The sequence below is a fragment of the Halomonas sp. TG39a genome, assembly GCF_000744395.1.
GTDB lineage: Bacteria > Pseudomonadota > Gammaproteobacteria > Pseudomonadales > Halomonadaceae > Vreelandella > Vreelandella ventosae_B.
Window position 1 is genome coordinate 2,634,579 of sequence record NZ_JQLV01000001.1, and the last position, 19,334, is coordinate 2,653,912.

A 19,334-nucleotide genomic window follows, 5' to 3' on the forward strand; every position below is an offset into this window, starting at 1 on the left:
ATGACTCTGGAAGGTAAACTACTGATCGGTCAGCAGGCCATCAGCGGCCAACAGGCTGACATTCAAGCCGTCAATCCCGCCACAGGCGAGACCTTAGCTCCCGCCTACCCTGGCGGCAGCAAGGCCGAGGTCCAGCAAGCGTGTGAACTTTCCGAAGCGGCCTACGCCACTTACCGCGAAACCTCGCTTGAAGACCGGGCGGTGTTCCTCGAAACCATCGCTAGCGAGATCGAGGCGATCGGCGAAGAGCTGACCGAGCGGGGCGTCGCCGAAACTGGCCTCCCCGAAGCGCGCCTGCAGGGCGAGCGCGGCCGTACCTGTGGTCAGCTTCGCTTGTTCGCCAACGTGGTTAGGGCTGGCGAGTGGCTCGATGTGCGCATCGATCCCGCCCTACCGGATCGTGAACCGATGCCGCGTGTCGACTTGCGCCAGCGGCATATTGCCCTGGGCCCGGTGGCCGTGTTTGGTGCCAGCAACTTCCCACTCGCGTTCAGCGTGGCCGGTGGCGACACCGCCTCGGCGCTGGCCGCAGGCTGCCCGGTGGTGGTCAAGGGCCACTCCGCCCATCCCGGCACCTCTGAGCTGGTGGGTCGCGCCATTCAGCGCGCCGTTGCCAAGTGCAACCTGCCCGAAGGCGTCTTTTCGCTGCTGTTTGGTTCCGGCAAAGAGATTGGCCAGGCGCTGGTCGCCGACCCGCGCATCCAGGCGGTCGGCTTTACCGGTTCACGCGGCGGCGGCACGGCGCTAATGGCCACTGCTCAGGCGCGGCCACAGCCGATCCCGGTGTATGCCGAGATGAGCTCTATCAACCCGGTGTTTCTGCTGCCGGAAGCGCTCAAGGCGCGTGGTAAGCAGATCGCTGAAGGCTTCGTAGGCTCGCTTAACATGGGTGCCGGACAGTTTTGCACCAATCCTGGCTTGGTCATCGGGCTGAAGGGCGCCGAGTTGGATGCCTTTGTTGAAGCGGCCGGTGAGGGGGTCAAGGGCAGCACTGCTCAGACCATGCTCACCCCAGGCATTCACGACGCCTACCAACAGGGCGTTGATCGGCTGGCCAGCCATGCCAAGGTCACCGAGGTCGCGCGCGGCCAAGCAGGTGAGTCGGCTAACCCTTGCCAAGCAGGGCTGTTCGTCGCAAGCGCGGCCGACTTCCTGGCCGATGAGGCCCTGCAAGCTGAAGTGTTCGGCGCCAGCTCGCTGGTCATCGAATGCGCCGATGTCGACGAGATGCAGCGGGTCGCGGCCCAGGCCGAAGGCCAGCTAACCATTACCCTGCAGATGGACGACGGTGACTTGGCGACTGCCAAACGACTGCTGCCCACCCTGGAGCGCAAGGCGGGTCGGATTCTGGCCAACGGCTGGCCAACCGGGGTGGAAGTGTGCCACGCCATGGTACACGGCGGCCCTTATCCGGCGACGTCGGATTCCCGCACGACCTCGGTGGGCAGCGCGGCGATTTTCCGCTTCCTGCGCCCGGTCTGCTACCAGGCGCTGCCGGAAGGGTTACTGCCCGAGGCCATTCGTGACGGCAACCCTTGTGGGGTATCCCGCCTGGTCGATGGCAAGCGTGAATAAACGAGCGTCACTCAAGACGTTACTCAACGAAGGCGTCGGTGGTTTCACGATGACCGTATAGAAACGCATCGGCGACTTGACGCAGCGGGGCAACATCAACCTCGCTGCGTTTGTTTGCGATCAGTTCGGCAAAGCGCGCATATAAACCTTGATACTCGCGCTCCTCCTCTTCAATGACCAGTTCATCGTCGATGACCAATCGACAGCCGCCCTTAGTGAGACTCAAGCGGCTGCCATCGCTTTCGATATGCATATCCCAGGTCGGCGGGCCGCTTTGTAGGAAGTCGAAATCGGCCTCGATCGACGCGCCTTGTGGATCAGTAAAGGTGAGCTTCGCCGCAATCGGAGTTTGCGCATTGCTCGGCACCAGCAGTCGCGCCTGTTGTAGAAAAAACGGCTGGGGCAAGATGGCGGTCGCAATCGACAGCGCATTAATACCGGGATCAAACACGCCCATGCCACCCGGCTGCCAGATCCACGCTTGGCCTGGGTGCCACACCCGCACGTCCTCTTTCCACTCGATCTCTACCCGCTGCACCTGCCGTTCGGCTAACCACTGCTGGGCCTGGGCAACGCCGGGGGCAAACCGCGAGTGCCAGGCGGCAAATAGGCTAACGCCCTGCTGGGCCGCGGTGGCAATCAAGTCCTCTACTTCGCTAAGCGTCGCCCCCGGCGGCTTTTCAAGCAACACGTGTTTGCCGCGCATCAGTGCGGCCCGCGCCTGGGAGTAGCGCAGATGGGTCGGCGTGCAGATTGAGACAGCGGTAATTTCAGGGTGGGCGTCTAGCATCGCTTCCAGGTTTTGATAGCCGGGCAGATCCGGCAGCGAGGCGAAGGGATCCGCCGAGGCGACAAGATGGCAATTCGGGGTGGCGGCTATTGCCGGGAGGTGCTGGTCGCGGACGATTTTGCCCACGCCCACTAAGCCGAGGTTGAAGTCAGACATACGCTGGCCTTTGTTATTTACCATTGAAAATGGGGTCAGGAGTTGGTGTGGGGCAACTCAACGCTGCGCCCTAATGAGCTAACGCTGTGCTCAAGCCCTAGCGCTGCGGCGGTACCTGCCAACACCGCTTGGGACGCTAAAAACGCCTCCCGGGGGCGGCGCAGCCGGATGCTCTCCATCAGTTGACGGTGACGCTCCAGGCTCTCTTCAGGATCTGGGGCGTTCTCGTTGGACATGGAAATCAGCATGTAGATGGAGGGTCGCAGGATATGTGATAGCTGCGCCCAGACAATATTGTGGGTCGCCTTGAAGATCGCCTCGTGAAAAGCGACATCACACTCACTGTGCAGCCGCCGCTCCTCTTCGCAGGTGGCGTTGCGTAAATTCTGCCCTAGCCCTTCAAAGGCTTCTTCGATGGCGACTAAATCACGCGCCTTGGCCCGCTTGGCGGCGGTCATCGCCACATAGGGCTCAACGTCCAGACGGAAGGCAAGAATCTCGCGCTGAATATCCGGGTTGGGGGCAGCGTAGCGGGTCAGCCAGTCAGTCACCTGGGCATCAAGAATATGCCATTCTGAGTATTCGCGCACCTTGGAACCATGACCAGAAATCCGCTCAATAATCCCGGCATCGACCAGTTGGCGAAGATCGCTACGCACCGCTGAGCGATTGATCGCAAAGCGTTCGCATAGATCCATTTCTCGGGGTACTAAGTCACCGGGGTGATAGCGCCCACCAAAGATCTCCTCGGCGAGATGTTCGGCAATACTGGGGCGAGCTACTGGCTTACTAGGAGATGACGTCACTGCGATAAGACCCTATTTCGATTCCTGTCAATCATACCGTACTTGACCGGTCGACTGTTATCGACGGCGTAGCATCGAGCCCCGCCCGCTGTTTCAGTTCCAGCCGCCGTTCATAGAGGCCTTTAGCACCCAGTGTGCCCAGCACCAGAACGCCGCCAACCATGGCCATTGGCGCGGGCTTTTCGGCCAGAATCCACCAGGCCAACAGCGTGCCTATCACCACTTCCAGCAGTATTAGCAGGCCCACTTCGGCGGAGGGCAGATAGAGCGGCCCACGCTGCAGTAGCGTCACGCCGCAAGGCACAATAATCAGGCAGAGCAGGATAACGACAGCAAGCTGGTTGGCTGCAGGCAGGGTTGGCTCGCTGCCCGCCAGCCAAAACAGCCCTGCGGTGCTACCCACAATAAGGCCGTTGAACACCAGCATCGGGCTCATATCCACCCCCGGCCGCGTACGGCAGAGGGTAAAGTTAATCGCCAGGGTCGTTGCCGCCATCAAAGCGAAAGCGTTTCCGACCCAAGAACCTGCGCCCGCGTCATCGAGGGCGATCATGGCGACGCCCACCATGCACAGCAATATCGCCAGCCAGGTGCGTCGGGGCAGACGCTCATTGAGGATGATCCAGGAGAGCACGGCAGCGATTAACGGCGAACTGGCCAGTATCATCAGTACGTTGCCCGCCTTGGTGTACTGGTTGCCCAGCACGAAACCGCAGGTGGTCAGGCTGAACAGCAGCGCCACGGCGATACCCGTCCAGCCACAGCGACGGTAGGCTGCCAGCGTGCCGCGGCCATAGCGCATCAGGGCGATCAGTAGAAAACCTAAGCCCGAAAGGAAGCCACGCCACATCAATATCTCGGCATCAGGCAGGTCGGCCACTTTAATCAGCAGGGCATCCGGGGCCATGATCAGCGCCCCGCCAGCGGTCAATAGTAGTCCCTGCTGGCGATGCGATAAGGTACTCCAACGACTCATCTTTAGTATTCGTCTCTTCAGTGATTATCCCTGGGCGGATGCTGGCGAGCCACATCGCGGTACTTGGTGGCGGGTTCCAATGTCATACCGCGGTCCAGCGGTTCGACCATGCTGCGCTGGATCTCCTGCCAAGGCGTCTGGTGGCCAGGGTAGCGGTAGCCGCCCTGCTGGGCTAAACGCTCCCGGCGGGCTTCCAGTTCACTGGGTTCGATCAGCAGTTGCACCTCACCGCGCTTGAGATCGACCCGCAGTCGGTCGCCACTCTCCAGCAGCGCCAAGCCACCCCCGGTAGCGGCTTCCGGGGAGGCATTAAGAATCGACGGTGAGCCGGAAGTACCCGACTGGCGACCATCGCCCAGGCACGGCAGCGATTCGATGCCCTGTTTGATCAGCGCCTCCGGCGGCTGCATATTGACCACTTCGGCACCGCCAGGGTGGCCTACCGGGCCAGCACCGCGCATTACCAGAATGGTACGAGCGTCGATGTTGAGCGCTGGATCATCAATGCGGGCGTGGTAATCCTCGGAGCCATCGAATACCACCACCTTGCCCTCAAAGGCTTCCGGGTCATTGGGGTCATTCAGGAAGCGCTCGCGGAAATCCCGCGAGATCACGCTGGTTTTCATCAGCGCCGAGTCGAATAGATTGCCCTTGAGATTGAGGAAGCCCGCATGATCCACCAACGGGTCGCTATAGCGACAAATCACATTAGTGTCTTGAGTTTCACGGCCCTGCAAATTATCGCCAATGGAGCGGCCATTGACCGTTAGCGCCTCGCCGTGCAGCTTACCGGCAGTGTGTAGCTCATGGAGGATCGCGGGCACACCCCCGGCGCGGTAGAACTCTTCGCAAAGGAAAGCACCGGCGGGCATCACATTGGCAAGCAAAGGGATTTCATGGCCCAGCCGCTGCCAGTCATCGTTATCCAATTCAATGCCCGAATGGCGGGCGATCGCATTGATATGCACCGGCGCATTGGATGAACCACCCAATGCCGAGCAGGCCACGATGGCGTTCTCAAACGCTTCCCGGGTCAGAATATCCAGCGGGCGCAGGTCTTCCCAGACCATATCGACAATCCGCGTGCCGGTGTCGTAGGCCACCATGGCGCGCTCTTTATAGGGCGCGGGAATCACCGCCGACCCCGGCAGGCTCATGCCCAGCACTTCCGCCATAGAGTTCATGGTGGAAGCGGTGCCCATGGTGTTGCAGTGGCCAATCGAGGGTGCCGAGTCGCTAGCGCGAGAGAGGAACTCCGCGTAGTCGATATCTCCCGCGGCCAGGCGCTTGCGAAGCTCCCAGATAATCGTCCCCGAGCCTACCCGCTCGGCACCGCGCCAGCCGTTGAGCATCGGCCCACCGGAGAGCACGATAGCGGGGATATTCACCGTTGCCGCCGCCATCAGCGCAGCCGGCGTGGTTTTATCGCAGCCAGTCGTTAACACCACACCATCTAACGGGTAGCCGTGCAGCACTTCGACGATGCCTAAGTAGGCAAGATTACGATCCAGCGCGGCGGTGGGGCGCCGTACATTCTCGTGAATAGGGTGCATGGGGAATTCAAACGGCACCCCGCCAGCCGCGCGAATGCCGTCTTTCACCCGTTTAACCAAGTCAATATGGTGACGATTGCAGGGGGTTAAATCCGAGCCCGACTGGCAAATACCAATAATCGGCTTACCGCTGGTCAGTTCATCCAGGGTAATACCGTAATTCAGGTAGCGCTCGATGCATAGCGCCGTGGTGCCGGGGTGATCGGGGTTATCGAACCAGTAGCGTGAACGCAACTGCTCAGGCGTTATTCGTTGAAAATTGGCCATGGTGTCTCTCCACGCCTAAAGTAAATAGAACAAGTCAGTAGGCGCGCTTTAGGCACTCAAACTGCCCCACCAACATAATCGATTAAGTAAGCTCCCTTAAATGTAGGGGAGAGTCGCCATGAAGGTACGCTTTCTTCTCTGCGGCGTCGACACATACAAAAGTATATGTTGAACATATATAAAAAACGTTACACATTCACATCTAAGGGTGGCGGCGCTCACATCGTTAATAGGTGAGTACCGCTGACATACAACAACAATTAACCACGCTGCAGCTCGTTTAGAAGCCCCCTTAGCGAAACGGTCTGCAGCACGCCAGGAGAGTGACGACTATGCACCATCTTTGGAAACGCACCCTATTATTGACCGGCGCCACACTGCTCAGCTCAGGCATCGCTTACGCGCAAACACCCGACCTTTCCGACCCGCCTGAAATCGAAGGCGAAACGGTGGGCGATCATGGCAGCGTTACATTACGCATGGGGCTTGGCTTAGCGGAAAGCTCGCCTCAGTACATCTCCAGCCAGTACTTCGCGGATATTCTTGACCAGCGCAGTGAAGGCCGTATCACCGTCAACATCTTCCCCAACAGCCAGCTTGGCGACGACGTGCAGATGATGGAAATGCTGCAGACCGGTACGCTGGATATGACCTACCCGTCGTCTTCCCCTGCTACCGGGTATGTTGAAGAGCTAGCGGTTTTCGACCTCCCCTTCTTGCTACCTACCCGGGAGGCGGCTATCGAGGCCATGCGTAGCGATGCTGCCCAGGAGATGCTCGACGCCTTCGATGGCACCGGCCTGAAAGCCCTGGCATTCTCTGAAAACGGCTTCCGCCAGCTCTCCAATAGCGCGCGGGAAGTCTCCTCTCCAGAGGATGTGGCAGGCCTAGACGTTCGTGGCCTGTCGATTCGCACCATGGAAAACCCGGTGCACCTGGCGATTTGGGAAGCCCTGGGCGCCAATCCGACCCCCATGGCCTTTGGTGAACTCTTCTCCGCCATGGAACAGGGCGTTGTCGATGGCCAGGAGAACCCCTGGAGCACCATCCTGACTTCCAACTTCCATGAAGTTCAGGACTACGGTTCCGAAACCCGCCACGTCTACACACCCTTTATCAAGATGATCTCGCAGCGTACCTGGGATCGCCTCGACCCCGAGTATCAAGCGCTTGTACAGGAAGCGGCGATGCAAGCCGCGGATTACGAAATCCAGCTTTCCAGCGAGTACGACGACTGGGCGCGGGATCAACTTGAAGAGCGCGGCATGCAAATTACCCGTCTTGATGACGAGCAGATTGCCGCTTTCCAGGAAGCCGTGCAGCCGGTTTACGAAGAGTGGGCCCCACGCATTGGTGAAGACCTAGTGGCTGAGTTTCAGCGCATTGCTGAATCATCGATGACGGAGTAATCGCCTTCAACGTTGGGGCCTTCCCCTTCATTCACCGCTTAACAGTAAATTCTCAAACGCAATGACAGGGACGGCCTCGGCTGTCCCTTTTGCGTTTCATAATGCCTCTCAGAATATTGGCAACTGTCAGTAACTAGGCCATACTTAGCTAAATGTCATGCTAGCATCCTGTCATACCATATGACTTTTCGTCATCAAAGTAGCAATCAACAAGCGATCATCACCGGATCAACAGCAGTACCGGGTTAACAACTGTACTGAATCAATAACAATAGCACCGGGAACCGCCATGCGACTTAAAGACAAGACGGCACTGATCACTGCCGCAGGCCAAGGCATTGGCCGGGCCACAGCGCTGCACTTCGCCGCCGAGGGCGCACGGGTCATTGCCACCGACATCGATGCCCAAAGTCTCGACGAACTGGCCAACGTCAAAGGCATCACCACGCGCCGACTCGACGTACTGGATGAGGCCGCCATTCAGGGTCTAGCCGCCGAGCTAGGCGCTATCGACATTCTCTTCAACTGCGCCGGCTACGTGGCTAATGGCTCGCTGCTGGATGGCAGCAACGATGACTGGGAACTCTCACTATCACTCAATGTGATGGCGATGATGCGCATGATTCGCGCCTTTCTACCGGCCATGCTCGACAACGGCGGCGGCAGTATCATCAATATGGCTTCGGTGGCCTCAAGCCTCAAAGGGGTGCCCAACCGCTGCGCCTACGGCACTACCAAGGCGGCGGTAATTGGCCTGACTAAATCAGTGGCAGCCGACTACATCGGGCAGGGAATTCGCTGCAACGCCATCTGCCCCGGCACAGTGGACTCGCCCTCGCTGCGCCAACGCATTGGCGAACAAGCCAAACGGCAGGGGCGAAAAGAAGATGATGTCTACGCCGAATTCATCGCCAGGCAGCCTCAAGGGCGTCTGGGCAGCCCGCAAGAAATTGCCGCCCTGGCCACTTACCTGGCCGCTGATGAGTCCGCCTATACCACCGGCACCGCCCAGATTATCGACGGTGGCTGGCTGATCTGATCACGTAAACCAAGGAACCGACCGATGAAACTATTACGCTTCGGCCCGCGCGGCCATGAAAAGCCCGGCTTGCTGGATGATAATGGGGTAATCCGCGACCTGTCGGCCCATATCACCGATCTGTCCGGAGAGTCTCTTGACCGCCGCACCCTCGAAGGGCTTGCTGCGCTGGATGCCACGAGCCTGCCTGAGATAACCGCCGATACGCGCATTGGCCCCTGCGTTGCGGGTGTGGGCAAGTTCATCTGCATTGGCCTGAATTACTCGGATCATGCCGCCGAGACTGGCGCGCAGGTTCCCCCGGAGCCGGTGATCTTCAATAAATGGACCAGCGCCATCTGCGGCCCGAATGATGAGGTGATCATTCCCCGCGATTCCGAGAAAACCGATTGGGAAGTAGAGCTTGGTGTGGTGATCGGCAAGGCCGGGCGCTACATCGACGAAGCCGATGCCATGCAGCACGTTGCTGGCTTCTGTGTGGTCAACGATGTCTCCGAGCGCGAGTTCCAGCTCGAACGCAGCGGCACCTGGGACAAAGGCAAGGGCTGCGATACCTTCGGCCCCCTAGGCCCGTGGCTAGTCACGCCCGACGAGGTGGCAGACCCCCATCAGCTCGACATGTGGCTCGACGTGGATGGCAAGCGCTACCAGGACGGCAACACCCGCACCATGGTCTATCAGATTCCTTTTCTGATCAGCTACTTAAGCCGCTTTATGAGCCTACAGCCGGGCGATGTGATCTCCACCGGCACGCCGCCCGGTGTCGGCATGGGTCAACAGCCGCCGGTTTACTTAAAACCCGGCCAGCGCATGCGCCTGGGTATCCAAGGGCTCGGTGAGCAGCACCAGACCGTCGTAGCCGACCAGCAGCGCTGAGTCAGGAGGCGGCGAAACCTCGCTAACCCACAACGCTGGAGCCTTGCCATGAGCCAGACCATTGCCAGTGACAGCGGCCAGCTGGGCACCCTACGTGTGCATGCCGCCGACAATGTTCGCGTCGCCCTGAAGGATTTGCCCGCTGGCACTGACGTCACCGACAACGGCCAGCGCATCACGCTCACCGAGGCGATTCGCCATAAGCACAAGTTCGCACTGACGGCCCTTGAGCCTGGCAACACTGTGATCATGTACGGCGTCACTGTGGGACGTGCCACCCGCTCCATCGCCCAGGGTGCGGCCGTTACCACCGAGAACGTCGAACACAGCACCGCCAGCTCGACGCCTCAAGCCAAGCGCGGTAGCTGGCAGGCGCCTGACGTCGCGCATTTTCAGGGCGCCACCTTCGATGGCTACCACCGCCCGGATGGGAAGGTCGGTACCGCCAACGTATGGCTGGTCGTTCCGCTGGTATTCTGCGAGAACCGCAACATTGAGGTGCTACGTCAGTGCGTCGCCGACGCGCTGGGTGAAGATCCTTTCCGTGAATACAAGCAGTTAGCCCGGGAGTTGCTGCATGGCAATGCGGGCGAACCCTCCCCACCGCCTCGCGAACGACTGTTTCCGAATGTCGATGGGGTACGCTTTCTGACCCACACTCTCGGCTGCGGCGGCACGGATGGCGACGCCCAGGCACTTTGTCAGCTACTCGCCGGTTATATCTGCCACCCAAACGTGGCCGGTGCTACGGTGCTCAGCCTTGGCTGCCAGAAGGCGCAGATCGACATGATCAAAGCGGCGGTTCAGGCTCGCGATCCCCAAGGCCTGCGTCCGGTACACTACCTTGAACAGCAAGCCAGTCAGAGTGAAACCGCACTGATACGCGAATCGCTGACCACCATTTTTGATGGCCTAGCCACCGCCAACCAGGTAGAGCGCACCCCGGCGCCGCTGTCAAAACTCAGCATCGGCGTGGAGTGCGGCGGCTCAGATGGTTTTTCCGGGCTGTCCGCCAACCCACTGGTCGGTGCGGTCATCGACCGCTTAGTGGCGCTGGGCGGCAGCGGCATTCTCAGTGAGTTTCCGGAACTGTGTGGCGTAGAGCACGAACTAATCGCCCGCTGCAGTGATGATTCAGTGGCAGAGCGGTTTAGCGAACTGATGGCGGCTTATCAGCGTCATGCGGCCTTGGTCGGCGCCGATTTTTCCATGAACCCATCACCTGGCAATATTCGTGACGGTCTGATCACCGATGCCATGAAATCCGCTGGCGCGGCCAAGAAAGGCGGCGACAGCCCGGTGGTCGACGTGCTCGACTACACCGAACCACAAACACGCGCGGGCCTTAGTCTGCTGTGCACGCCGGGCAATGACGTGGAATCAACCACTGCGTTGGCCGGTTCCGGCGCCAACCTGATCCTGTTCACCACGGGGCTGGGCACGCCAACCGGTAACCCGGTTACGCCGGTGCTCAAAATCGCCAGCAACTCGACACTTGCTACACGTATGAGCGACGTCATCGACTTTGATGCCGGACCAATCATTCGCGGCGAGGTGGCGATCGGCGAATTAGCCGATCGTTTGCTTGAGATGTGCATCGAGACGGCATCTGGACGCTACCGGCCACGTGCGGTGTCGCTTGCTCAGTACGACTTTATTCCCTGGAAGCGTGGCGTGTCTCTCTAACAGCAAAAGCAGCTGCAAAACACGCCAGGTCAATCAGGCGCGAGGCGCTTCTTGAGCTGCATGTAGGTGCCGTAGTGGCGGTCGAGATGGCGCCGCATCGCCGCTTCGGCTGCGTCTGGGTCACGGGACTCAATGGCCTCAATGATCTCGGTATGCGCGGCGGTGGCAGCTTTGTCCTCATCCTTTTGTTGCAGCACCTGGGCACGTCGGTCGTCCAGCCATTCCGATAGCGCCAAATGCATGGCATCAAATATGGGATTTCGGCCAATGCTTGCCAGCACCCCATGGAAATCATTGTCAGAGCGTTTAAAGCGCGCTTCGTCCCCAATCGCATCGCGATTATCGGCCAACGCATCGCGCAATCTGGCCAAATCTTCCTCACTGGCATTACGCGCGGCATAGCGCGCCAATGAAATTTCAAACATGGCCCGCGCTTCTTGAAAATATTGCTGGCCATCGGGCTTGGAAAGCAGTTGCCGGGTCACCCCGGAGAGCCTGGCCATCACCGCCTCGGCAGTGGGGCGAATCACCCTGGCACGGGTGCCGCTGTTGATGGCAATTAGCCCAAGTTGCTGAAGATGGAACAGCGCTTCGCGCACTGCTGGTCTGCCAACACCAAACTGCTCCATCAACTCCCGCTCTGAAGGCAGTTGATCATTTTCACTCAGCCGCCCTTCGAGGATCTCCGCCTCGAGCTGCTCAGCGACCTGTTCGGACAGCGTTTTTCGCTCGATCCGGTATCTGCTCATAGGCAGTCACCCCTGGTTAACCTGGAATTTTCCGCCATTTTACTGCATTTTTAGACATTATCCTTCAAACCAGCTTTCAACAGAGTTGAGTGAGCGGCGCTATTAGGTACTGTTTAGCAATTTCGGCATAGGCTAACTGATTGGCGGAATCGAGCGGAATGCCTTCGGCATCGCGTTTGCTCTGGCAGCGCCATTCGCGATCACCTGGTGCTAGCACCTCTGCACCCTCGGCGGAAGGCTGAGTACGCAGGTCGGCCAAGTACTCAGCTAGCCCGCGTGCGAAAGTGCCTTCGTCTACAAACGCATCGGGGTTCATGGCCAGGCAAAAATGCCCTACTCCACGCGGCGTGGCCATATCTGGCCCGCCCATGGGGAGAAGTTTAAAGCCGTGCTGCATACCCGATAGCATTGAGCTCAGTATCTCCACCATGCCACCCAGCCCGGCGCCCTTAAAGCCGAAGGCGCTGCCTCCTAACGGCAGCAGAGCTGCCACCTCGCTGGGAACGCGGCTTACCTGCCCGTTAGCATCGGCGGCTACCTGATCCGGCAGTTCACGACCAATAGCAGCGTACTGTTGCACGCGATTCCATGGTACCGAGCTGGTGGCCATATCCAGCAGATACGGCGCCTCACCCGCTACCGGTGCAGCAAAGGCGATGGGGTTGGTGCCATGGAACGGCTTGGCGCCGTCATGCAGCAGCACGAAAGGGTCGGAGTTACAAAACGCCATTCCCAGATAACCGCGTTCAGCCGCCGCTAAGGCATAGCAGCCCGCCGCACCAAAGTGGGAAGAGTTGCCCACGGCGACAGCGCCCATGCCAACCTCTTGCGCCATTGCGATGGCGTGTTCCATCGCGGCATAACCCGCCAGGTGGCCTAGCCCATCGTCCGCGTCTAAAAACCCCGTTGCGGCCAAGCGCTGGTGAAATTGCATGTTAGGCGAGCCATTAATGCGCCCACCTTTAAGCGCCTGCAAATAGTGGGGCAGCAGCCGCAAACCGTGGCTGTCGGTGCCCATCCGCGAGGCCGTGACCAGGGCGCGGGTTACGGCCTCTGCCGATGCCTGATCAGCTCCCGCAGCCGCAAGTGCTGCTTGCATAAAGCGATCAAGGTCTTCGCGCGCGACGCGAAACTCTGGCGACGGATCAGTCATGGGCCACGTACTCCTGGTCTTAATATTAAACCGTTCTCGACAGTGCTTAACGATAAATCAGTGTGGGTAGCCACATGGAGATCGCCGGAATAAAGGTGACCAAGAGCAGGCAGACCACCAAGGGGATAAGAAACGGCATGGTGCCGCGCATGCAGCGCTCAAAGCTGACATTGGAGACCCGCGAGAGCACGTAGAGCACCATGCCCACCGGCGGGGTCAGCAACCCTATCATCAGGTTGAGCACCATAATCACCCCAAAGTGCACCGGGTCTACCCCCACCGCTACCGCCATCGGCAGCAAAACGGGCACTAAAATAGTGATCGCGGCGATGGTTTCCATAAAACAGCCGACGATAATCAGCACAATGTTCGCCATCATCAGCACCGCAAGCTTGCTGTCGGCAAAGGGGCCCATTAGGGCAATCACGTTCTGAGTGACCTGATTACTGGTGAGAATCCAGGCAAAGATCGACGCTGAAGAGACAATGAACAGAATGACGGCGGTGGTTTCGATGGTGTCCATGCTGACTTTGAGTAGCTTGCGCCAAGTCAGCGTGCGATAAACCACCACGCCCAGTAGCAGCGCATAGAACACCGCGGCCACTGCCGCCTCGGTGGGTGTAAAAGCACCACTAATAATACCTCCAACGATAATAACCGGCGTCATTAGCGATAAGAAAGCCCGCTTAAAGGTATGGCCTAGCACCCGCATCGAGAAGACCGCATCGCGCTGATAGCCGCGCCGACGCGAGATAATAAAGATCATCAGCATCAGCATGGCGCCCATTAGCAGCCCAGGAACCAGACCCGCTGCGAACAGCTGGCCCACCGAGGCGGAGGCCATCACGCCGTAAATCACCATCGGCAGACTAGGCGGAATGATTGGCCCGATAGTTGATGACGCGGCGGTAATGCCTACCGCAAACTCTTCATCGTAACCGGCGTCTTTCATGGCTTTTACTTCGATCATGCCAAGGCCACCGGCATCCGCTACCGCCGCCCCGGACATCCCAGAGAATACGATACTGGCGCCAACATTTACGTGCCCAAGCCCGCCACGCATCCAACCCATTAACGCCTTGGCAAAATTGAAAATGCGCTCAGTAATCCCGCCGTTGTTCATCAAACTACCGGCAAAGATAAAAAAGGGAATCGCCAGCAGCGGAAAGCTGTCAATGCCATTAATCATGCGGTGGGCAACCACAATATTGGGTACTTGTCCGGTGATCAGCACAAACATCAAGCAGGAGCCCGCCAGACTAATAGCGATGGGCACACCGAGCACCAGCATGGTAAACAGCGCGAAAAACAGAAACGCAAGATGGTAGCCCATCAGCGGCAAGATCACGCAACCAAGCACCGCAAGGGCCGCCAGCAGCGGCGACACGAGTGGCTTTTGCCAGCGCATCACAGTTAATCGAGACATAGCAGGCCTCTTAATAAAAATGGCGGGGTGAAAAGCACTCTTTAAACATCATCGTTGCGGTGTTGATACTTGAGATAGAGCCGTTGAACGGTACGCATCGCCATCAATACAAATGCCCCACACACGGTGAAATAGATGATGCTTTTGGGCAGATCGATAGACACCATCAAACTATTGGTGCGCGATGCCAGCTGATAGGTCACCCACGCCATCGCTATATAGAAAGTAAGGCTGATGAGGTTTACTAGACGCTCCAGCAAAAGCGCTTGCCACGCAGGCATATAGTGGTAGAAGAATTCCACCATAATATGGCTGCCATTGCGGGCGGCCATGACACTGCCCATAAACCCAACCCCAATCAGCAGGTAGCGGGCGATCTCTTCCGTCCAGCCGATTGAGTCACCCATTACATAGCGGCTAAAGAACTGGGCGAATACCACTAAAATCAGCGCCCAGAACAGTATTAGGGTCGCCAAATCCTCAATCCGGTAATCACTCAGCCTGAACGGGGTGTCATCAAAGGCGGATTCAAAATCGACCATTGGATCGACGACAGGCGGGATGTCTTCGCGTGTGTCACTCATGGCACAACACTCCAAACACTCCGCTCAAAGGAGCGGAGTGTTATCAAAGGGTTGGATTATTGGCCGATAGCCTGGAGACGGTCGTAGGTTTCCTCATCCCAGGTGGCAGCATCGCCGTTATGGGCAGGCATAACCGCCTCACGGAAGAGCTCACGATCCACTTCATTGACCGTGTTACCCTGCTCCTCGAACCACGCCACCAGTTCTTCCTCGGATTTGAGAATATCCTGGGTGTTGTTCTCGGCGGCTTCCTGGAAAACCTCGCGGAATATTTCACGATCCTCCTCTGAGAGCTGGTTCCAGCGTGGCCCACCCACAATAGTGATTAACGAGTCGGTAATATGCCCGGTTAGGTTGATGTAGTCCTGAACCTCATGAAAGGCCTTGGCACGGATGGTCGGCAGTGGGTTTTCCTGGGCATCCACCACGCCCTGCTGCAAGGCCAGATAGACCTCGTCAAAGGCAATGGGGGTGGGATTGGCGCCGACCGCTTCCGGCATCATCATGTACATCGGCGCGTTGGGCACGCGTATTTTCAGGCCTTCCATATCAGCAGGCTCGTTGACCGCCTCATTGGAAGTGACATGCCGCTCACCGTAATAGTTGAGCGCCATCGGTACGTTGCCGGTTTGGTCCTGGTAGCCCTGGGCAATCTCTTGGAACAGGTCGCTGTCAGCAAAGGCCTGCCAGTGATCGAAATCACGGAACATATAGGCAGCACCCGCGATACCAATGGGCCCATAGGAGCGGCCAGCAAACTGGGTGCCGGTATAAATAACGTCCACGGTGCCCAGTTCAAGCCCTTCGTTAATATCCTCCTCTTTGCCTAACGAAGAGGCGGGGTGCACCTGCATGGTATAGCGACCGTCGGTACGCTCTTCGATCTCATCGGCGGCCCACAGCGCCCATTTGTGGAAGGGCTCCGAGGTTTCATAAACATGGGCAAAGCGGAGGTTTTCGGCAGCGTGAACGGCACCTGCAAAACCGATGCCTGCAGCGATCAGCGTGGCGGTTAGCAGACGGGACATACGGAGATGTTGCGGGCTTTTATGGCTCATCGTGTACTCCTCATAACCATTAGATTTGTTGTTGGTTACTGTGATGTGCTGCTGTTTATTGTGATTTATTGGTTATTATTTAAGCGGCGGCTGCCAACGTAACCGATCATAGTGCTGTATACGTATCATACCACCAGCTTCAAACCTAGTTGGTCGCCTGCAATCGCGCAACTATCCAGCTAAGGATTTTCGTCATGCCTATGATGATGCCAGCCGCGAACTGAGTTGATGGTGTAAGCGCACGAGTAGCTGCGGGTCACCAAACCCGCCTGCTTTGGTCATCACTCTACGAACGGGATCGCCATCCAAATAACCCAACGCCACACCCGGCGACCACTCCGTCTCAACGGAGATATACCTTACCCCCAACTGAGTGAGCCCGGCCATGGCGATATCACCGCCAGTTAAAAACAGCAGACTCTCATCTGCGTTCCGCGTTGAGATAATACTTACTACCTGAACAGCCATTGCTTGCGCCACCTCACTCGCTGTGAGAGTGCACTCCTTGCAGCCTGGCACTACCACACAGGCACCTAAATCATGGGTAGCCAAGGAAGCATCACCAGGCTTTTGGTACGCTTTTATAACGGCTAAATCGGGCCACTGTTTACACAGCTGCTCGAGCTGTTCGGCAGCGCGAGGGCTTCTAGAGCCTACGGCGTACAGCACTGCGGCAACATTACCCAGCGAGCGAAAGTCCGCAACAGAAGACCCAAAGCTGTGCTGAGCGATGGCCGTTGCCAGCCCCGCCGCCCCTATCATCACGCGGCTTTCGCCAGCAGATATTAATTCGTTATAGAGGGCTGAGAGCTCTTCGTCGCTCTCAGTATCGGCGATGCAGTCAGCGCTGGGAAAAGGTGCTTCTCGCCCAGGCTGATAGCGCTGAAGGGGTAGCCCACTGGGGGAAAAGGCTTGATCAATGGGGCCGACCAGCGGCGCCGATCGAGCATCCTGCTGGTAGGCAGTGTCTGCGAGAGGAACCCCATTTACCCACACCAGGGCATCGCGCACTGTTCGCCCCTGTGCCGGCACCGCAGGCGCCAGCAGCAAAGGGAGGCTAAGCGCTTCTCTCACTGCCGTGCACTCTGCAACCACCTGCCCCCGCAGAGTCGAGTCGACCTTTTTAAACCACTGTTTTGGGGTGACGCACGTTAATAATCGAACCGCCTCACTCACCCGCAACGCGGCTTGCTCAGCCTGCAAATGACGGGATTCAGTATTCACGGCGATTACGTCTGGCCATTGGCCTTGCCATTTTTCCAGCGACGCCGCTAACGCCTCCAGACTAATCACCACGCGGGCATCACCACCCCGCGCGGCAAACGGTGCCGCGGTATCCAGCGCCCCAGATAGATCGTCGGCAATAATCGCCAATCGGCAGTCGCTCATGCCTTGGCGCCTCTGGCTAGTCGCCGGGCATAGGTAATCGCCGAGCCCATATTGGTGGCATCGGCTTTGCCCTGCCAGGCAATGTCGAAGGCGGTGCCGTGATCCACAGAAGTGCGCTGAAGTGGCAAGCCGAGGCTGACATTCACTGTAGTATCAAAGGCGATCAGCTTGACGGGAATATGGCCTTGGTCGTGATACTGGGCAATGACTAGGTCGAACTCGCCTTTCGAAGCGCGGTAAAACACCGTATCCGCCGAGATCGGCCCGCTCACATCAAAACCCTGTTCGCGCAAACGCTCCACCGCGGGGGCTATGCATCGGCTATCCTCGTCACCGAAAATCCCCCCTTCGCCACAGTGAGGGTTGAGCCCGGCCACGGCGATACGCGGCGCCTGCATGCCTAGCGCGACCAAGTGCGCGTGTCCCGCCTCCACTGTGGCGATGATGCGCTCTGGGGTCACTCTATCGATCGCATCGCGTAGCGACACGTGAGTGGAAACATGCAGGGTCGAGAGCGTCTCGGAGGCCAGCAGCATAAACGACGAGGGCGCACCGGTCAGCGAGGCGAGCATGCCCGTGTGACCATCGTAATGGTGCCCGGCTTCGTGCAGCGCCGCCTTATTCAATGGGGCGGTGACAATCACTTGCGCGCGCCCCGCCTGCACCAGATCAACGGCTTTCTGAACGCAACGAAACGCCATATCGCCTGCACCGGCGCTGATTTGTCCATCGGGAATTTCGACTCCTTTGGGCACCTCCACCACCCCGACGGCCACACAGTCGTGCCCGCTTTCTACCTGGTCGAGTGGCACAAACGCCAGTTCAGCGCCAATGCTCGCCGCCGCACGGCGATAAATAGCCGGATCGCCGACCACCATGGCGCTGGCACGCTCGGCAGCCGACATGGCACTCAATGCGCGACAAATAATTTCCGGGCCAATGCCCGCAGGGTCACCCATGGTAATAACAATGTCGTAGCGCTGATTCGATTCGGACGTTGAGATAGTCATGGCATTAGCTGCCCGCCGTTAACCTCAATGATTTGGCCGTTAACGTAGCCACTAAGTGCATCGGTGCCCAGGAAGACATAGGCACCCACGCACTCTTCCGCCGTACCCAAACGGCCCATAGGAATCGACGCCCGAGCAGCGGCTAAATGAGCCTCACTGGAGTGGCGGTCATGAAAGTCAGTTGCAATCGTGCCGGGGGCCACGGCATTAACCCGAACATTATCGCCCGCCAGTTCCTTCGCCATATTGCGGGTTATCGTACTTACAAACCCCTTGGCAGAGGCGTATAACCCGGCACCACCCCCGCCACCGTTGCGCGCGGCAATCGACGTGGTGTGAATAATATTCCCTCTCCCTGCGCGGCGAAAATGCGGCAGCGCCGCTCTGCTGGCCATGACCACGGAGCGCACATTGAGATCCATGACCTGATCAAAAAGATCATCGCTCATATCGTCTAAACCAACGCGCTTCATCATGTCGCCAGCGTTATTAATCAACAGATCCAAACCGCCTAACCGCTCGGCAGCATCGTCAACAAGCTTTTGGGTTTCACTGCTGTGGCTGACATCCGCTGTAAGGGTAAAGGCGTCGCCACCTGCATCACGAATAGCCTGTGCCACCGCTTCGGCGGGCGCTTCACTGCTGTGATAGTGCACCGCCACGTAGGCCCCTAGCGCGCCCAACTGCTTAGCCACGGCGGCGCCGATGCCGCGGCTAGCTCCGGTAATCAATACTCGCTTGCCTTTCCACTCGTCTAACATGAAATTCTCCTTAATGCTTTTTGCTTTTATTGTTGAACGCCGTGCTCGGTGGAGTCGCCGTCATCTAGACA

Annotated in this window: 17 protein-coding genes; 5 read left to right on the forward strand and 12 right to left on the reverse strand. The window is 58.4% G+C overall.

The window, feature by feature from the left end:
- Complete coding sequence (locus U738_RS11780) at window positions 1–1,575, forward strand: aldehyde dehydrogenase (NADP(+)) (protein WP_035580619.1); 1,575 nt, start codon at window positions 1–3, stop codon at window positions 1,573–1,575.
- A 19-nt stretch (window positions 1,576–1,594) separates the two neighbouring features.
- On the opposite strand, the gene U738_RS11785 is transcribed toward U738_RS11780, so the two are convergent.
- From U738_RS11785 to U738_RS11800, 4 genes are read right to left on the reverse strand one after another with little or no spacing between them, the layout of a single operon-like run.
- Window positions 1,595–2,521: a Gfo/Idh/MocA family protein gene (locus U738_RS11785; protein WP_035583506.1), complete on the reverse strand. Its 927-nt coding sequence runs from the start codon at window positions 2,519–2,521 to the stop codon at window positions 1,595–1,597.
- Between the two features lie 35 nt (window positions 2,522–2,556).
- Complete coding sequence (locus U738_RS11790; protein WP_035580622.1) at window positions 2,557–3,327, reverse strand: FadR/GntR family transcriptional regulator; 771 nt, start codon at window positions 3,325–3,327, stop codon at window positions 2,557–2,559.
- 31 nt (window positions 3,328–3,358) lie between these two features.
- Window positions 3,359–4,303, reverse strand: coding sequence for a DMT family transporter (locus U738_RS11795; protein WP_035580625.1), 945 nt, complete (start codon window positions 4,301–4,303; stop codon window positions 3,359–3,361).
- 17 nt (window positions 4,304–4,320) lie between these two features.
- Window positions 4,321–6,123 carry an IlvD/Edd family dehydratase gene (locus U738_RS11800; RefSeq protein WP_035580627.1) on the reverse strand — a complete coding sequence of 601 codons (1,803 nt, stop codon included), beginning with the start codon at window positions 6,121–6,123 and terminating at the stop codon, window positions 4,321–4,323.
- A 332-nt stretch (window positions 6,124–6,455) separates the two neighbouring features.
- Here U738_RS11800 and U738_RS11805 point away from each other — a divergent pair, with 332 nt between their 5' ends.
- The 4 genes from U738_RS11805 to U738_RS11820 all read left to right on the forward strand — a co-directional run bounded on the left by U738_RS11805 (window position 6,456) and on the right by U738_RS11820 (window position 11,133).
- Window positions 6,456–7,532: a TRAP transporter substrate-binding protein gene (locus U738_RS11805; protein WP_035580628.1), complete on the forward strand. Its 1,077-nt coding sequence runs from the start codon at window positions 6,456–6,458 to the stop codon at window positions 7,530–7,532.
- Between the two features lie 289 nt (window positions 7,533–7,821).
- Window positions 7,822–8,571: an SDR family oxidoreductase gene (locus tag U738_RS11810; protein ID WP_035580631.1), complete on the forward strand. Its 750-nt coding sequence runs from the start codon at window positions 7,822–7,824 to the stop codon at window positions 8,569–8,571.
- A gap of 24 nt (window positions 8,572–8,595) precedes the next feature.
- The gene (locus tag U738_RS11815) at window positions 8,596–9,447 is read left to right on the forward strand and encodes a fumarylacetoacetate hydrolase family protein (protein ID WP_035580634.1); all 852 of its coding nucleotides are present in this window, start codon (window positions 8,596–8,598) and stop codon (window positions 9,445–9,447) included.
- Window positions 9,448–9,495: 48 nt separating this feature from the next.
- Entirely contained in the window at window positions 9,496–11,133 is a 1,638-nt protein-coding gene (locus U738_RS11820; RefSeq protein WP_035580636.1) for a UxaA family hydrolase, read from the forward strand.
- Window positions 11,134–11,162: 29 nt separating this feature from the next.
- Here the strand turns inward: U738_RS11820 and nanR are convergent, their stop codons facing one another.
- From nanR to U738_RS11860, 8 genes are all read right to left on the reverse strand, one after another.
- A complete protein-coding gene (gene nanR, locus U738_RS11825) occupies window positions 11,163–11,882 on the reverse strand; it encodes a transcriptional regulator NanR (protein ID WP_035580639.1) in 720 nt (239 codons plus the stop codon).
- 76 nt (window positions 11,883–11,958) lie between these two features.
- The gene (locus U738_RS11830; RefSeq protein WP_035580641.1) at window positions 11,959–13,035 is read right to left on the reverse strand and encodes an Ldh family oxidoreductase; all 1,077 of its coding nucleotides are present in this window, start codon (window positions 13,033–13,035) and stop codon (window positions 11,959–11,961) included.
- 46 nt (window positions 13,036–13,081) lie between these two features.
- The gene (locus tag U738_RS11835) at window positions 13,082–14,461 is read right to left on the reverse strand and encodes a TRAP transporter large permease (protein ID WP_035580644.1); all 1,380 of its coding nucleotides are present in this window, start codon (window positions 14,459–14,461) and stop codon (window positions 13,082–13,084) included.
- Between the two features lie 41 nt (window positions 14,462–14,502).
- Window positions 14,503–15,045 carry a TRAP transporter small permease gene (locus tag U738_RS11840; RefSeq protein ID WP_035580646.1) on the reverse strand — a complete coding sequence of 181 codons (543 nt, stop codon included), beginning with the start codon at window positions 15,043–15,045 and terminating at the stop codon, window positions 14,503–14,505.
- A 56-nt stretch (window positions 15,046–15,101) separates the two neighbouring features.
- Window positions 15,102–16,103 carry a sialic acid TRAP transporter substrate-binding protein SiaP gene (locus tag U738_RS11845; RefSeq protein ID WP_035580649.1) on the reverse strand — a complete coding sequence of 334 codons (1,002 nt, stop codon included), beginning with the start codon at window positions 16,101–16,103 and terminating at the stop codon, window positions 15,102–15,104.
- A gap of 198 nt (window positions 16,104–16,301) precedes the next feature.
- Entirely contained in the window at window positions 16,302–17,492 is a 1,191-nt protein-coding gene (locus U738_RS11850; protein ID WP_035580652.1) for a four-carbon acid sugar kinase family protein, read from the reverse strand.
- Window positions 17,489–18,502: a 4-hydroxythreonine-4-phosphate dehydrogenase PdxA gene (pdxA, locus tag U738_RS11855; protein WP_035580655.1), complete on the reverse strand. Its 1,014-nt coding sequence runs from the start codon at window positions 18,500–18,502 to the stop codon at window positions 17,489–17,491. The genes U738_RS11850 and pdxA overlap by 4 nt, the downstream gene beginning before the upstream one ends.
- A complete protein-coding gene (locus U738_RS11860; RefSeq protein ID WP_035580657.1) occupies window positions 18,499–19,263 on the reverse strand; it encodes an SDR family NAD(P)-dependent oxidoreductase in 765 nt (254 codons plus the stop codon). Before U738_RS11860 ends, pdxA begins: the two co-directional genes overlap by 4 nt.
- Between the last annotated feature and the right edge of the window lie 71 nt (window positions 19,264–19,334).

Excerpts from the sequence above, each read along its gene's own strand:
- U738_RS11780 (WP_035580619.1), top strand. The coding sequence starts at position 1 with ATGACTCTGGAAGGTAAACTACTGATCGGTCAGCAGGCCATCAGCGGC.
- U738_RS11785 (WP_035583506.1), bottom strand. The coding sequence starts at position 2,521 with ATGTCTGACTTCAACCTCGGCTTAGTGGGCGTGGGCAAAATCGTCCGC.
- U738_RS11795 (WP_035580625.1), bottom strand. The coding sequence starts at position 4,303 with ATGAGTCGTTGGAGTACCTTATCGCATCGCCAGCAGGGACTACTATTG.
- U738_RS11800 (WP_035580627.1), bottom strand. The coding sequence starts at position 6,123 with ATGGCCAATTTTCAACGAATAACGCCTGAGCAGTTGCGTTCACGCTAC.
- U738_RS11805 (WP_035580628.1), top strand. The coding sequence starts at position 6,456 with ATGCACCATCTTTGGAAACGCACCCTATTATTGACCGGCGCCACACTG.
- U738_RS11810 (WP_035580631.1), top strand. The coding sequence starts at position 7,822 with ATGCGACTTAAAGACAAGACGGCACTGATCACTGCCGCAGGCCAAGGC.
- U738_RS11815 (WP_035580634.1), top strand. The coding sequence starts at position 8,596 with ATGAAACTATTACGCTTCGGCCCGCGCGGCCATGAAAAGCCCGGCTTG.
- U738_RS11820 (WP_035580636.1), top strand. The coding sequence starts at position 9,496 with ATGAGCCAGACCATTGCCAGTGACAGCGGCCAGCTGGGCACCCTACGT.
- nanR (WP_035580639.1), bottom strand. The coding sequence starts at position 11,882 with ATGAGCAGATACCGGATCGAGCGAAAAACGCTGTCCGAACAGGTCGCT.
- U738_RS11830 (WP_035580641.1), bottom strand. The coding sequence starts at position 13,035 with ATGACTGATCCGTCGCCAGAGTTTCGCGTCGCGCGCGAAGACCTTGAT.
- U738_RS11835 (WP_035580644.1), bottom strand. The coding sequence starts at position 14,461 with ATGTCTCGATTAACTGTGATGCGCTGGCAAAAGCCACTCGTGTCGCCG.
- U738_RS11840 (WP_035580646.1), bottom strand. The coding sequence starts at position 15,045 with ATGAGTGACACACGCGAAGACATCCCGCCTGTCGTCGATCCAATGGTC.
- U738_RS11845 (WP_035580649.1), bottom strand. The coding sequence starts at position 16,103 with ATGAGCCATAAAAGCCCGCAACATCTCCGTATGTCCCGTCTGCTAACC.
- U738_RS11850 (WP_035580652.1), bottom strand. The coding sequence starts at position 17,492 with ATGAGCGACTGCCGATTGGCGATTATTGCCGACGATCTATCTGGGGCG.
- pdxA (WP_035580655.1), bottom strand. The coding sequence starts at position 18,502 with ATGACTATCTCAACGTCCGAATCGAATCAGCGCTACGACATTGTTATT.
- U738_RS11860 (WP_035580657.1), bottom strand. The coding sequence starts at position 19,263 with ATGTTAGACGAGTGGAAAGGCAAGCGAGTATTGATTACCGGAGCTAGC.